This window comes from Blastopirellula marina (assembly GCF_002967765.1).
In the GTDB taxonomy this organism is placed as follows: Bacteria; Planctomycetota; Planctomycetia; order Pirellulales; family Pirellulaceae; genus Bremerella; species Bremerella marina_A.
In genome coordinates this window covers 388559-404078 of record NZ_PUHY01000014.1, presented here as the reverse complement: position 1 = coordinate 404078, position 15520 = coordinate 388559, and the positions used below count along the sequence as shown (strand labels likewise).

General features: G+C 54.6%; 12 protein-coding genes and 1 riboswitch. All 12 genes read right to left on the bottom strand.

Annotated elements, in window-relative coordinates:
* Position 1 precedes the first annotated feature (1 nt).
* Positions 2-964 carry a type II secretion system F family protein gene (locus C5Y83_RS24320; RefSeq protein WP_105332394.1) on the bottom strand — a complete coding sequence of 321 codons (963 nt, stop codon included), beginning with the start codon at positions 962-964 and terminating at the stop codon, positions 2-4.
* Between the two features lie 24 nt (positions 965-988).
* Entirely contained in the window at positions 989-2308 is a 1320-nt protein-coding gene (locus C5Y83_RS24315) for a CpaF family protein (RefSeq protein ID WP_105332393.1), read from the bottom strand.
* Positions 2309-2620: 312 nt separating this feature from the next.
* The gene (locus C5Y83_RS24310; RefSeq protein WP_105332392.1) at positions 2621-3868 is read right to left on the bottom strand and encodes a response regulator; all 1248 of its coding nucleotides are present in this window, start codon (positions 3866-3868) and stop codon (positions 2621-2623) included.
* Between the two features lie 94 nt (positions 3869-3962).
* A complete protein-coding gene (locus C5Y83_RS24305; protein ID WP_105332391.1) occupies positions 3963-5633 on the bottom strand; it encodes a type II and III secretion system protein family protein in 1671 nt (556 codons plus the stop codon).
* Between the two features lie 59 nt (positions 5634-5692).
* Positions 5693-6883 carry a Flp pilus assembly protein CpaB gene (cpaB, locus tag C5Y83_RS24300; RefSeq protein ID WP_105332390.1) on the bottom strand — a complete coding sequence of 397 codons (1191 nt, stop codon included), beginning with the start codon at positions 6881-6883 and terminating at the stop codon, positions 5693-5695.
* A gap of 185 nt (positions 6884-7068) precedes the next feature.
* A complete protein-coding gene (locus tag C5Y83_RS24295; RefSeq protein ID WP_105332389.1) occupies positions 7069-7527 on the bottom strand; it encodes a TadE/TadG family type IV pilus assembly protein in 459 nt (152 codons plus the stop codon).
* 53 nt (positions 7528-7580) lie between these two features.
* On the bottom strand, positions 7581-8147 hold the full coding sequence (locus tag C5Y83_RS24290; RefSeq protein WP_105332388.1) for a prepilin peptidase: 567 nt from the start codon (positions 8145-8147) through the stop codon (positions 7581-7583).
* A 349-nt stretch (positions 8148-8496) separates the two neighbouring features.
* Complete coding sequence (locus C5Y83_RS24285; protein WP_105332387.1) at positions 8497-8697, bottom strand: Flp family type IVb pilin; 201 nt, start codon at positions 8695-8697, stop codon at positions 8497-8499.
* 181 nt (positions 8698-8878) lie between these two features.
* Positions 8879-8956: riboswitch (cyclic di-GMP riboswitch) on the bottom strand.
* A gap of 345 nt (positions 8957-9301) precedes the next feature.
* Positions 9302-10576 (bottom strand): MFS transporter, encoded by a 1275-nt coding sequence (locus C5Y83_RS24280; RefSeq protein WP_105332386.1) that lies wholly within the window; start codon positions 10574-10576, stop codon positions 9302-9304.
* A 104-nt stretch (positions 10577-10680) separates the two neighbouring features.
* On the bottom strand, positions 10681-12132 hold the full coding sequence (locus C5Y83_RS24275) for a sulfatase (protein ID WP_105332385.1): 1452 nt from the start codon (positions 12130-12132) through the stop codon (positions 10681-10683).
* A gap of 99 nt (positions 12133-12231) precedes the next feature.
* Positions 12232-13836, bottom strand: coding sequence for a phosphoenolpyruvate carboxykinase (ATP) (gene pckA, locus C5Y83_RS24270; protein ID WP_105332384.1), 1605 nt, complete (start codon positions 13834-13836; stop codon positions 12232-12234).
* Between the two features lie 169 nt (positions 13837-14005).
* Complete coding sequence (locus C5Y83_RS24265) at positions 14006-15481, bottom strand: DUF1501 domain-containing protein (protein WP_105332383.1); 1476 nt, start codon at positions 15479-15481, stop codon at positions 14006-14008.
* Positions 15482-15520: the final 39 nt, after the last annotated feature.

Sequence of the window (15520 nt, the reverse complement as noted above, 5' to 3'; positions counted from 1 at the left end):
GCTACACCTTGATATCGATAATTTTCTTAATGACCCAGGCCCCGATCAATTGCATCACGACGGCACCAGCTAACATCTTTTGTCCCAACGGATCGGTGAACAATGTCATCACGTACCCGGGGTTCAAGTACCACATCACACCGAACAATGCCGGAGGCATACCCAACAGCACGATGCCTGAGATACGACCTTCACCCGTAAGAGCTTGAATTTGGCCGAACAGTTCCATCCGTTGACGCACGAGTCGACCGATTTTGTCAAGAATTTCGGCAAGGTCACCACCCGTCTGACGCTGCAGAATGACCGCCGTACCAAAGAACTTCAAGTCGAGGTTCGGCACGCGATCGGTCATGATCAGAATCGCTTCTTCCAGAGGCACACCCAAGTTCTGCGACTCGAACACCTTGCGGAACTCGCCACCAATCGGGTCGAGCATTTCTTCGCTTACCAGGTGAAACCCGGCACCCAAGCTATGACCTGCCCGTAAAGCACGGGCAATCAGTTCCAGGGCGTCCGGCAGTTGTTCGCCGAACTTGGCCAAGCGTTTGCCACGCTTGTACCAGATGTACGCCAAGGGTCCGACGCCAAACAAGACTGCCAACATCGGGCCGACATAAAACGGCAACCCCAGCAGGAAAGGAACCACTGCGGCACCACCAGCCAAACCAGCGGTCAGCAAAATGAAGTTAGCAACCGATGTGTCCATTGCCGCTTGATCAAGGTACAACCGCAAATTGAAGTAGTTTGCGATAAAGTCCTCGAGCGCACCGCCGTTCTCTTCGGGGCGACTTAGGATCCCACCTTGCTGATCCTTCTTGCCTGGCTCGGCTTTCCCCTTGCCAGTCAGAATCTCTAATCGCCCTTCAATCTCCGGGTTGGAATCCCCACGAAACAAGAGCGCTACGGCGCCTACCAAAGTGGCGACGCCGACGAATACCGTAATCAGGACTACTAGCGTCAACATGATCGCTTCTCTACCTTTTCCGAGTTAATCTTCGAGCATCATTCGTTCACGGAATGCACTTGCCGGCAGGCGAACACCCGCCGATTCGAGACGTTCCATGAAGTTGGGGCGAACACCCGTCGAGATGAAGCGGCCACGTGCGCGACCTGTTTCATCGATACCCGACTGCTCGTAACGATAAATGTCTTGCATCACGACCGTTTCCTGCTCCATACCGATCACTTCGGTGATGTGGGTCACACGACGCGGACCACCTTGCAAACGGTTGGCTTGAATAATCAGGTCGACGGCGCTCGCGATTTGCTGACGCATTGCTTTCACGGGCAGTTCAAAGCCAGACATCGAAATCAGCGTTTCGATACGGGCAATCGCGTCACGCGGTGTATTACTGTGGATCGTGGTCATCGAACCTTCGTGACCCGTATTCATGGCCTGCAACATATCGAGCGTTTCGGCACCACGACACTCACCGATGATGATTCGTTCAGGACGCATACGCAGGGCGTTTTTCACCAGGTCGGTCGCGGTAACGCCCCCCTTCCCTTCCACATTCGGCGGACGCGTTTCCAGGCGAACGACGTGTTCCTGCTGCAGCTGAAGTTCCGCCGCGTCTTCGATTGTGACGATACGCTCGGCACCGCTAATGAAGCTGGAGAGCGTATTGAGCAACGTCGTTTTACCAGAGCCCGTACCACCGGAGATGATGATGTTCAAGCGAGCCTTGATGGCACCTTCCAGTAGCATCACCATTTCTGGCGTGAACGCCTTGTAGTTGAGCAGGTCTTCCAATTTCAGCGGATTGGAACCGAATCTACGAATAGAAACCGCCGCTCCATCAAGGGCCAGCGGCGGAATGATTGCGTTAAAACGCGACCCGTCAGGAAGCCGCGCGTCGACCATCGGGCAGGTTTCGTCGACGCGCCGTCCTACCTTCGATACGATACGATCGATGATCTGCAGCAAGTGTTCGTTATCGCGAAACTTGACGCTACTCAGTTCGAGCTTACCGCCCTTTTCGCAGTAAATCTGGTGAGGGCCGTTGATCAGAATATCGCTGATCCCGTGATCCTTCAGCAGCAGTTCCAGTGGACCAAGACCGAATGTTTCGTCTAAGACCTCTTCAATTAAACGCTCGCGTTCGGTGCGGTTGAGCAGAGTCTCTTCGGTATCGCACAGGTGCTCGACGACTAAACGAATTTCACGTCGCAGAACATCCCCTTCCAATTCACCAATTTTGGAAAGGTCGAGCTTGTCCACGAGTTTGCCGTGGATCTTCCGCTTCAGGTTCTCGAATTCTGCCTGTTTGGAGTTCGATGCTTTGGGATCCGATACCGTTGGTCGCATGATCCGATTCCTTCGTCTACTTGAGTACAGCCCTGACTTCCCTTGCTTGCTTATCGCATCACATCGGGTGGAACACAGATTGCCGGGCCATCAGCATGCCGCATCGGTGCAGCGAGATCGCCGGAGTTGAGCTACCCAAGGAGATAAGGACCGGGCCAAGCAAGGGCTACGCGACGGTCCCTGAAAACATAGCTCACGTAAACTTGCGCGAGAGCGTGGAAGTTTAGAATTTGGCAAACCGCACGGAATGTACGGTCGTTACAACATGAGCGGATTGGGCGAGATAATCCACGTTCGTTGATGCGGCAACCACTACTCGGTTGCCGACGCTTCAGATTCTTCCGACTTAGCGGCTTTTTCGTTCTTTGACGACAGGAAACCAAACCAGCGGCCAAGGCCCGATTTGCCAGCGTTCGCCTTCTTCGAGCCATCGCCAGAAAGCGACTCGGCTAAACCGACGAGGGCTTGCGTAATTCCTGCGCGCGGAGCTTGCTCGATCAACGGCACACCGTTATTGCGAACTTCGACCATCACTCGGTACTCGTTCGGAATCTGCCAATAGATCTCGCTGCCGATCGTCTCTTGCGCTTTCTTCAAACTGATCTCGCCGTTGTCGAGACCGACGCGGTTGACGATGACCTTGGTCTTCTCTTTCAGGCCATCGACTTCACCAAAGCTCATCATCAAGCGGACGACGTTACGCAGACATGGTAAGTCAAGCTGAATCGTCATTAAGTTGATCTGAGCTTCTTTCATCGCCACCATATCGAGCGACGAATACGACTTCGATGTGTCGATGATCAAATGCGTGAAGGTGGCTTTCATCAGGCCAATCACACGGGTCAAGTCATCGGGCGTGATCGGTGCTTCGTCTTGCAGCTGCACAGGTCGTGGCAACAAGTACAACCCGCTGCTGTGTCGAGTGAGCGATCGCTTCAGCAAATTGAAGTCAAGACGCTTAATATTTTGGGCAACGTCCAATAGCGTGTAATCAGGAATGGTATCGAGGAAGACGTCGCTGTCCCCCAACGCCAAGTCGAGATCGATCAGCGCGACATTATTCTCTTCACGGCTCGCCAGAATACAGCCGAGATTCACGGCCAAGCTGGTCGCGCCGACGCCACCGGTTGCGCCGCAAACGGTGATCACCTTACAGCTGCGAGACTTGGTGTTTCCCTTGCCGAAACGCTGGTGCCCAATACGCTCCAGGGCACTGACCAAATCTTCCAAGCTCAGCGGCTGCGTCAGGAACTCTTTCGCTCCGGCACGCATCGCGCGAAGAATCAGTTGTCCGTCGCTCGAACCACTAACGACCAGAATGCTGCAATCTGGCGTGCTCTCGTGAACCTCTTGGATCAAGCGAACTGCTTTATCGGGATCGGAGTCGATTGCCACGATCCCGATGTCGGGATTCGTCTGACCTACCACATCGGCGAAGAATTCATACCGCGAACACTCCGCCTCGAGCCATACGATATCCATCCCCAGAAGGGTCGATTTTAACGTTTCTCGCGATGAGTCCTTCGGATCGACCAGGGCGACTCGTAATACATTACTCATGGCGATTTTTACTTTCCTGACACGACTGCGACTTTGAGATGAGATTTCCCTTTATGGGTTTAGGAAACTCTAGTACGCATTCTGTGCATCCGTCTTAAAAATTGAGCGTGTCATACCCAGATGGACCAATCATTGCGGGCATTGGCCCCATTGGCTGGGCGGACGCAGCCGGAGGTGCTGTGGTTGGCCGCAACTCCGAAGCGGGTCGCGTTGGCGGAGCCGGCCGTGAAATCGACACAGGCTGGCTGCGTGTCCCTGACGGCGTATGAACGCCCTGCATCGCGGCAGGTCCCATCTCAATCGCTGGTGCCGAAGTCGGAGCGGGCACTTCCATCAGCGGTGTACCTGGCTGAATCAGCTCACCTTCGATTGCACTCGGGCCCGTCGGACCGATCATGCCCCCGTTGTAGTTGGCCGCACCACCGTTCGGTCCACAGTTAGGAACTTCGGTGTAACCTCGCCAGTACAATTCCGTGTCGTTGAGCAAACCGCTCGACGTGCCTGGCTTTGCACATGGCTCTTCGCTCGGATCTAACGCACCGATCAACTCAGGCGTCACCACGATCAGCAGTTCCACTTCGTTGCGGCGATCTTGATCACGGCGGAAAGCAGCACCGGCCCAAGGAATGTCGGCCAGGTAAGGCAAACCAAGGCTTTCCGTTTCGATCTTTTCGTGAATCAAACCGGCCAGAGCAAGCGTTTGCCCCGCTTTCATCTCGACAGAGGTATCGACCCAACGCGTTTTCAAACCGGGCGTTCCGTTGACGGCGACACTGTAGTCTAGCTCGCTGACCAATGGACGGATTTCCAAGCGAATGTTGCCATTTCCTAGGACAATCGGCACGAAGTCGACACGGGTACCGTACTCTTTAAACTGGATCGAGGTCGTACCCAAACCGGACGAAACCTGAATCGGCACTTCACCGCCCGACTGGAAGCTGGCCGGACGACCGCTGACCGAGGTCAGGGTTGGTTCCGACAGCAACTTGGTCAAACCGTTTCGTCGCAATGCTTCGATGAAACCGAAGAACGAGCTGTTGTTGCCTACCACGCCAAACGTCACCGTATCGGCAGCGTTGGTGCTGATCTGTCCGGTCTGAGCGGCAACGCTCGAGATGATGCCGCTGATGCTGGACACGAAGAAGTCGTTGCCACTGTAGGCTGCGAAGTCGAAACCGAGGGTCCGCAGCTTCGTACGCGAAACTTCGTAAACCTTGGTCTTCAGCATTACCTGCTGCACGCCACCAACGGTGATGTTGTTGATCACACGTGGGTAATAGTCTTCGGCCATGGCGACGATTCGGCTGACCGCGTCAGGTCGATCGACGAAACCAGAAAGAACCACGCTGCTGGCCAACGGACGCACCTTGATGGTGGCGTTGGGGAATTCACTTTCCAACAACATTTGCAGTTCGCGTCCGTCACCGATCACGATGACGTCGACCGTGAAGATGCTGCCATCTTCCGACCAGAGATTCACCTGCGTGACGCCTGGTTTCAAGGCCGAAACCTGAATCTTGTTGGGCGACAGTGGCGTCAACCGCAACAAGTCCGGGTTGTTGACCTGAGCCTTGGGGATCTTTTCATCCAAGGTGAAGATGCGGCTTGAGTTGACGATCATTTCAAGTCGCTGATTGGGCGAGGCGACTTGAAAATTGACGTCCGGAGCCTCGTTTTGTGCCTGGGCGTTGCCACCAATCGCGGCAAACGCCAACAGAGCAGCAGTCGTGACAAAATGTCGCGCGAAGCGTTGCATGATAATCATCCGTGATTTTCCTTGCGCCGAAAAACGATTTCCCAATCCGTGGAAAAATCTGGACGTAACTAGGCGGCGTCCGGTCCGTAATCTGAATCTGGATCCGCTGGCATGGAACCATCTTCGTGTGTAGGTGTTTTTGAATCCGCGTCCGAAGTGGGCGTGGGTTCATCCGATGAAGTCGGCTGTCCTGTGGTGCCGGAAGGCAACATCGGCAGCTTCGCCGATTGGGTCGGGACAGGAGCAGGGTTGTTGTACCCGCTAGGAGTCGAGCCTGCGCTGACTTCTTGCGGCAACTGCTGATCGTCTCCGAACTCAAAACGACGCACACCATTGGGGCTCAGCAGGTCCATGGTCCATTCCGCTTTCGCAGGAGCAGGCATGGTTTGCTTGGCCGTCGTGGAGGTCATCGCGGCTTGCGAATTCTTCAGGAAGTCCAGGAAGCTGTTGCTTGATGGATTCTTCTTGGTCATTTGTGGCTGAGGTGCTGGATCGTCGTCTTGTTGTGGATCGGCGTTCAGCGTTTCGCCCAGCAGTTCGCGAATGGTAGCTTCATCAGCGGTGCCTGCTTCGTCATCACCCGATTCATCCGGTGGACGGAGCGACAAGCTGAGGCTACCCAGCTTCGATGCCAACACCAGGATTTCAGCCTGCTTCGGGGTCACCAACAGCGACACCGTCTTCGCTTGAATCGAGTTACCTTGTGCATCGGTTTCGCGATGGATTTGTTCGTTCACAGCAAACACACGGCAATTCGTCAGAATCGTTCGAGTCATTTGCTTCTTCTGGCTTCGGTTGGCCTGGTTCACCACTTGTAGGTAAACCAACACGTCGACGCGATCGCCCGGCAAGATCAAACCCGCCACCGAACTGTCGGCAGTCACGCGGATCGCTTGAACGCGGTAACCTTTCGGAATCAGTTTCGAGGCACCTTGGTCTTCGTCCGATCCGAACAGCTTACCTTCGAGGATGACTTCCCCGGTAAACAGTCGCGAACGTGGCCGGCGGCTCTCGACGTTCTCGAGTTCACGAATGGCCCCTTCGGGAATCTTATCCGCGGGCCACGGTTCTAGTTTGACCATCTCGGGGGTGATCGGCTCGTTGATATCGATGTCCTCGAGGGCGACAAAGATGTTTTCCATCTCGACCTGAGGTACCGGCGCGGCCGTCTGCTGCTCGAGTACTTGGCTAATGCCGATCGATGCGACAAGCCCGCACCCGAGTGCGATGATGATCAGAATGATTGATTTAGGACGCATTTGGTTTTCCTTGTTCAGCTAGCCTCCGTGCCTTTAAACGCTAGCTCCTCAGGCCCCTCTGGCCACGCTCGTGGTTATGGGGATTCATCGGGTCGTGACATCGAGAAGGTCAAAACAAACCTTTCCAGTCGGACGACCAATGCGTTTGTCAATTTCCGGATATTCGTTACAGTTTGCATCAACGGTTACTTAACTGTCTCTCGACGCATCGTTGTCTTTGCTTGCAGGGTTGTAGACCCCAAGTACATAGGGGATGGCAACCAACTGACTTTGCTAAACGGAACCGATACGGTGACCGTGACCGCTCCGCCGTAGCCGGCGTCTTCCGGCGGATCGGGCGAAACGATGACATCCACAGCCCCACTGTTGACGGCTGCGGAATCAAGGAATTCATCCACGGCAGCCACAACCCCTGAGGTTGTGGCACCGTCCAGGACTGCTCGGCGAGCCCCTTCGCGTGAAGCGTTGGTAATCACCTGCTGCACCATGACCATCCGACCGTATTCGATCATTCCAAAAATCAGAAGGAAGAAGAGCGGTGCCACGATGGCAAATTCCACCACGGCTGCCCCTGATCGTTTAAATCGGAATAACCGGCATGTCTTATCAAGGCGGAAATGTCGAGCTCGCAAAGTCGAGTTCATTTCCCCCAGTTTTACACATTCGGTTGCGCAGTCTGTGCATGCAGGTGTCGGGGTCATACCAGCAGTCCCATCCAGATGAAGTAGCCAATGGTTCCGATGGCGATCGGAATACCGTAAGGAAGGAGGAGCATCGTCGGCTTTCGCTCGGCAGCGATGCTCGACAACTGATTCGGATCACGAATCGTCATGATCTCGTTCAGGATGATCCGGGCGTTGTTGGAGTGCTTCTTCCAACCCTTCTGAACAGCAACCATCAAGACTGCCAACACGGCACCGACGATGGCCGAGATGCAGAAGGCGTAGAAGGTGTGCATGCCGTACATCCAGGCACCAACCCCCGCCAAAAGTTTCACGTCGCCGGCTCCCATGCCGCCGATCGAATAGGCCGGCAAAAGAAGAGCCAAGCCAATGACCGTACCCACCAAACTCCAGCCCAGACCTTCCCATCCGAATGCGCAAAAGCTGTAAATCCAGCCGCTTGCCACGAAGGGGAACGTGATCCAGTTTGGCACCTTTAATTCAAAACCGTCGATGACTGCGGCCAGAATCAGGGTAAATGTGACGACCCAAACGGGCCAATGTTCTGCAATTGCTTCTGCCAAGCTTACAAAAAGATCCATGACTCTCTCCTCACCTCGCGCGTCATATGCGAGGTTGACCACTATTAATGCGCAAATTCAAGGAAACCACGATTTCGCCATGGACCTTCTGCACTGCAAAAAATCCGGCATCAAACAGTAGCTCACTTAAAGCAGCCGTGCGGCCGACCATGACCGCTTTTTCCCGAGTTTCTGCCTAAAGGGAATAGGTTGCCAAAGCGCTGTGTTTCGTTATTCCCGCCACAATCGATCTAAACCAAAAGAAAAGCCCCGCTGGCCCCCGTGTTGGGGTGCCCCGGGGCTTTCCAAGATGTTTACGCAGAAAAACGCGTGAGCCAAACGTGGCACACGCGTTGGTGGATGGGGCGGCTTAGAGCGCGCCACCGGTCGTATTGGCGGTCTGCATGTCGGTGCCAATCTTGGTGAACGTAGCGTTCGCCTGGGTACCGATCGCCTGAATAGCGGTCAAACATACGATGACGATCAGAGCCAACATCACGGCGTATTCAACCGCGGTTGGACCGTCTTCCGATACCAGGAAATTCTGTACTTTTTGGATGAGACCTTGCATGAGTTTTCTCCAACGTTGCCTAAAAGCGGCACAATACTAAAGGATGCTTACTACCACTGTTCAACCTCAGCGAATCCATTACGCCGGCCTGCGAAACTCGGTTGAATGTGGTCCTCTAAGTAATGCCTCAGTCCCATACACAGCCATCAGGAAGTGAGCGAACATCGCTCAGGGTCAACCCTTCGGCAGCTCGGCTACCACCGTGAAGTGGTCCTAAGCTTTGCGTCCTGGCCTCGCGACCAGTTTGCCTTTGTCGGGGGACATTGGCGGCAGGCCATTGCCCGCACACCGGGAGCTCGATTCCCAAAAAGGTTTTGATGAGTTCCAGATGAGACGAGTAATGACTGGCAACTTAATCCTGTTGCCATCAAGGTTGTGTGCGATGCACTTGCCTTGACACCTGAAACCTATGTCAGATCCATCTGGTGTCAAATTGCGAGCTTTAGAAAAACCGGGCAATTCTTCCAAATTTTTCTCAATGTGTGTCTAAAGTGCTTATTTGCAAGCACTTATCTAAGATTGAATTCCACCACAGCGCATGAAAAACGCCGCCCAGATTCCATTGGACGGCGTCTTTTCTGTTTAATTCGAGCGAGAAAACAGCTTAGTGGGACGGTTCGTTGGCCGGAGCCTCGTCCGTTCCGTAGCCAGTCTCTTCTTCGTCGGTATCGACCTTGTCGTTGAATAGCAGTCCGAACACCAGCATGACGATGCCCGACGCGATACAAGGAATCAACCAAAGCATTTGCCAGTTGGTAACCGATTCCTCAGTCGCTGGGTTCACTTCGGTGAGCGAACTGAACAACCAGCCCATGATCTGTGCACCAATCCCCAGACCAAGCCCCTGTGTCACAAGAACCAGGAATCCTTGTGCCTGACCGCGAGTTTCTTTCGTGCACTTCTTGTCCGTATAGATAAACCCGGTCACGAAGAAGAAGTCGTAGCAGATACCGTGCAGCAAGATACCACCGATGACCAAACCGTACGGCAGGGAGCCGTCCATTCCTTCGGCAGCTGCAAAGAAACCATATCGCAGCACCCAAGCCGCCATGCCAACAAACAACATCCACTTCACGCCCAAGCGAGCGAAGAACAGTGGCATCAACAGCATGAAGATGATCTCCGAACCTTGGCCCATCGACATCCAGCTACCTGGCTTATCGAAACCAACATGTCCGACGAAGACTGGCGCGAATGCGTAGTAGGCTGCTAACGGAATACAAATCAGGAACGATCCCAGGATAAAGATGAAGAACGAAGGCTCTTTCATCATCGACAACGTATCGGCGCCCACGATCTCGCGGAACGTAACCGCCTTGCCGGCAGAGGGAGGAGGCGTGTGCGGCAGGAAGAAGCTGAAGATACCCAACGCCACGCCAGCTACGCTCGTGATATAGAACTGCGTCGCCGTATCGTCAGCTCCGAATACAGCACTGACGGTCAAGTTAGCCACGATCCAACCGATTGTTCCGAACACGCGAATGATCGGGAACTGTGTCTCTTGATCGTCAATGTTGTGAAACGCCAAGGTGTTCGTTAGCCCAAGCGTTGGCATGTAACAAAGCACGTGAACCAAAAGCGTCAAGATAAATGCGGTCGGGCTGATTGTTGCCGTGAACGGAGCAGCGAGCATCGCGACGGCACCCAACAGATGCAACGAACCCAGCACACGTTCCGATGCGAAGTAACGGTCGGCGATGAATCCCAGAAAGAACGGCGAGATGATCGCAGCGATCGGTGCAACGGTGTAGGCCCAGCTAATCTGGTCCACCATTCCGTTCGCTTTCATAAAGTTACCGACCGTCACATACCACGCCCCCCAAACAAAGAATTGGAGGAACATCATCACCGATAAACCGATGACCTTGGAATTCAGCATTAACCAGGTTCCTTAAGCGTTTTTGCGTATCAATAAGCGGATTGGAGGGATGTTGGGGCTCGATTGTAGCCCAGCTAGCAGTCTTCACAAACCAGGGAAACCGCCTATTTTGCAGCAGGTTTGTATTCTGGATTGGGTTGAGGCATCTTCGCGTTCATCTCTTTTTGCCAAGCATGTAGCTTCTCGCGAAGTTGGGAGGTCTTTTCCGGTTGTGACTGGCTCAGATCGTTCTGCTCGCCAGGATCGTCCGCCAGGTTATACAGTTCCACTTCGTCGTACTCGTAGAACTCGATCAGCTTCCAATCCCCATCACGGATCGAAGCGCCCGGAGTCCAGGTCGATCCATGATAGTGTGGATAGTGCCAATAGAGGGTGCGTTCCGCTTGCTCCCCTTCCCCGCTAAGTAGGGACACCAACGATTGACCGTCAGCGTGCAACTTTGGTTGCAGTGGTAAGCCGGCTAGTTCGAGCATCGTCGGAAAGAAGTCAGTGCTGACGACCGCGGCCTCGGAAACGGTGCCTGGCTTCGTTATACCAGGAGCCCGCACAATCATCGGACTGCGGACCCCTCCTTCATACAGCCAACCTTTGCCGCTTCGCAGAGGCAGATTGCTGGTCGGCCCTGGACGTCTTAGCGTGCAGAGTCCCCCATTGTCGGAGAAGAAACAGACGACGGTGTTGTCTTGTAGTTTCAACTCATCGATCTTCGCGAGTACATCTCCCACACTTTGATCGACGGCCGCAATCATCGAGGCGTACGCTGGGTCGTCCTGTCGAGCACGAGAGACACCGTGATGCTCGACGATGGTTGGTGTCTTCCCTTCGATCGTCGCTTCCGCTTTTTCACGGAAGTGTTCGACCCGCTTTTTGTACGGCGTGATAGGCGAGTGAACGTTGTAGTACGAAAGATACAAAAAGAACGGCTTGGCCTGATCGCGTGTTTCGAGGAAGTGAATCGATTCGTGGGTCAATCGTTCGGTCAGATACTCGCCATCTTCTTTGGCTTCGAGGGTCGGGTTCTTCCAAGGTGCATAGTAGCCACCGGGAGGCGAGCCAGCATGATTGCCGCCAATGTTGAAGTCGAAGCCTTGATCGGTTGGGTAATGCCCCTCGTCCCCGAGATGCCATTTGCCGGCGAAGAAAGTCTGGTACCCTGCCCCTTTCAAAACTTCCGCAATGGTGACTTCATCGAGGGCCAGATTGTCTCGATCTTGAACTGTTAAGAACTTGCCGATTCCGCGATTACCAGGGATCCAGTCGGTAATATCGACACGCACGGGGTGGCGACCAGTTAGAATCGAAGCCCGCGTCGGCGAACAAACGGGGCAAGCGGCGTAGGCTTGATTGAACTGCATGCCGCTGGCGGCCAGCGCGTCGATGTTGGGCGATTCGTGATATGTGCTGCCGAAACAGGAGAGATCGGCCCAGCCCAAATCGTCGACGAGAAAGAAGACAAAGTTAGGTCGCTTAGATTCCTCAGCGGCATTGGCCGCTTGAGGGGCGAGTGTCGTAGCGGCGACTATTACGGCGAGAAAGAGGTAAGTTCGAGTGATCACGGCCTCTCGACTCCGATTGAATTTAGCTCAAGGCGGGAAGCCTGCGCGTACCAATCCGCGCAGGCCGACTTCTGAGCATAATCGGAATCGGGTTGAGAATCACCCGGTCGTAGCTGATTTCGCGACTGGGCCTGACTGACGAACTTCCTCGGAAACGCCCGATGCGTACTTCTGGAAATTCTCAGTAAATAGTGACGCCAGCATCGAAGCGGTCTTGTGATACGCGTCGGCATCTTTCCAGGTTTGCTTGGGAACCAGGATCTCAGCCGGCACATCGGGGCATTCGGTTACCACCTCGAAACCAAACACCGGGTCAGCCTCGGTCGGTGCAGAAGCCAGGTTTCCGTCGTGAATCGCATCGACGATCGCTCGGGTGAACTTCAATTTGATCCGCGTTCCGTCGCCGTAGGCACCTCCCGTCCAGCCAGTATTCACCAGCCACACGTTGGCGTTGTGCTTCTCGAGCTTCTCAGCAAGCAGCTCGGCATATTTGCCAGGATGCCAGACGAGGAACGGACCACCAAAGCAAGGACTGAAGGTCGCTTGCGGTTCGGTCACGCCCATTTCCGTGCCTGCAATCTTGGCCGTATATCCGCTGATGAAGTGATACATCGCTTGGGCAGGCGTCAGCTTGCTAACAGGCGGCAATACTCCGAATGCGTCGCAGGTGAGGAAGATCACATCACTTGGATGTCCAGCGATACACGGAATTTTCGCATTACGAATGAATTCGATCGGATAAGCACCACGTGTATTTTGCGTGATGCTGGTATCGTGGAAGTCGACGTGGTGATCTTCCTGGTCGTAAACCACATTCTCCAGCACCGCCCCAAAACGCAATGCCTGGAAGATCTCTGGCTCGTTATCTGGCGTCAGGTCGATTGCTTTGGCGTAGCAACCACCTTCGATGTTGAAGATTCCGTCGTCGCTCCAGCAATGCTCGTCGTCGCCAATCAGCAGGCGATTGGGATCGGCCGAGAGAGTCGTTTTGCCCGTTCCAGAAAGCCCGAACAAGATGCTGCTTCGGTCGGAATCGGGGGCACAGGTCGCACTACAATGCATCGACAGGACTCCCTGCTTCGGCATGTAGTAGTTCATCATCGTGAAGACGCCCTTCTTCATTTCGCCGGCGTATTCCGTCCCCAGGATCACCATTTCGCGGTCTTCCAGGTTGACGTCGACGCTCGTCTTCGAGGTCATCCCAGGCGTGTGACGGTTGGCTGGGAAGCGGCCCGCGTTGTAGATCACCACGTCAGGCTCGCCAAACGCCGCCAGTTCGGCCTGGGTTGGACGAATCAGCATCGTGTACATAAACAACGCGTGATACGGTCGCGAGCAGATCACGCGAATCTTCAATCGGTACTTCGGATCCCAGCCTGCGAAGGCATCGATCACGTACAGCTTTTTACGCGTGTTCAGGTAGTCCTTGGCCCGCTCGAGATTGATGCGGTAGATCTGGTCTTCGATCGGAATATTGATCGGTCCCCACCAGACATCGTCCTTCGATTGGTCGCACTCGACAACCCGTTTGTCCTTAGGAGAACGGCCCGTTTTCGCACCACTGTAGGCTAGCAGGGCACCAGAATCGGCGATGGCGGCGTCGTCTTCGTCACGAATTGCCTCTTCATAGAGAACGCAAGGTGGCATATTCCGACGAACATCTTCAACTTCGATTCCCAGTCCTTTTAAATCGATCTTGCTCATGGTGGCCACCTCATCGCAGGGTTAGTTGTGAACACACTAGGGGTGTCTTTTCGTCATTCTACTCCTTTTAGAAAAGCACGCGACCCGTACATTGCGCATAAAAATGCACCTTCTAGTCCGACCAGAAGGTGCATTAAAGTTCGCTAGTTGTGGTATGCGAAATCGTGGATTACGCGATGATCTCGTGGATCGGTTCGACGTGTTCGACACCGACCAGTTTCTGATCAAGACCACTGTAGAAGTAGCTCAGTGCATTCGGATCAAGGCCGAGCTGATTCAGCATCGTGGCGTGCAAGCGACTCACGTGTAGTGGGTTTTCAACCGCTTCGGCCCCCAGTTCATCAGTCGCACCGTACGACACACCACCCTTGATACCACCGCCGGCCATCCACATGGTGAAACCGTACGAGTTGTGGTCGCGACCGGTACCCTTTTCGTACTCAGCGGTTGGCTGACGGCCGAACTCGCCACCCCAGACGATCAGCGTGTCATCCAGCATCCCTTTTCGCTTCAGGTCCTGGATCAGACCGGCGATTGGCTTGTCGGTACGACCAGCGTGATAGTTGTGGTTCTTTTCCAAGTCGCCGTGCGCATCCCAGTTGGCATCGTTGTGGTGACCACCGGAGTAAAGCTGGACGAAACGAACGCCCCGTTCGACCAAGCGACGAGCCAGCAAGCAGCGACGGCCGAACTCTTCGGTTTCTGGATTATCGATACCGTACAGCGATTTGGTTTCTTCCGTTTCAGTCGCCAGGTCGACCGCTTCCGGTGCGTGCTGCTGCATGCGGTAGGCTAACTCGTAGCTGTGGATCCGCGCCGAAAGTTCCGTGTTGTCCTGCCGGGCAGCGAAATGCTCTTGGTTGGCATCCTTCATCGCATCCAACAACCGGCGCTGTGCGGCACGCGTCATACCGTCTGGCGTGGCCAGGTCGATGATCGGAGCTCCCTTGCTGCGAAAGATCGTTCCCTGGTAGTTGGCCGGCATGAAACCGCACGTCCAGTTTTTCGCACCACTGATCGGACCACCGGTCGGATCGAGCATCACCACGTAACCTGGCAGATTCTGGTTGACCGTTCCTAAGCCGTAGGTGACCCACGAGCCCATGGTTGGGTAGCCGCTGAGAATACGCCCCGAGTTCATCATCAACATGGCCGAACCATGAATCGGAGAGTCGGCCTGACACGACTTCAAGAAGGCGATGTCATCCACGCAAGTTGCCAAATGCGGGAACAGATCCGAGACCCATTGGCCCGACTGGCCGTACTGCTTGAAGTTCCACTTCGGACCCACGACGCGACCTTCGTTCTTCTCACCGCCACGTCCCTTGGTCTTCACGGGCACCGTCTTGCCATCCAAGCCGTACAGTTTTGGCTTGTAGTCGAATGTGTCGACATGGCTTGGACCGCCGTACATGAACAGGAAGATTACGTTCTTGGCTTTGCCTTCAAACATCGGCTGACGGGCAGCCAATGGATTGTCGAAGTTGCTGACGCCGTCGGCGGCGACTGCTTGATTCGCCAAGAAGCCGTCCTGAGCCATCATGTAGGTCAACGCAACACCGGGGAACTTCGCGCCGGCATCCCACAGGAATTCACGTCGCGTGCGGCCACAGTACGTTGGCTTGGGCTGATTGGAGTCGGACATCTCTACCTTCCTTCCGTTATGTATTCTTTCACTGAAACA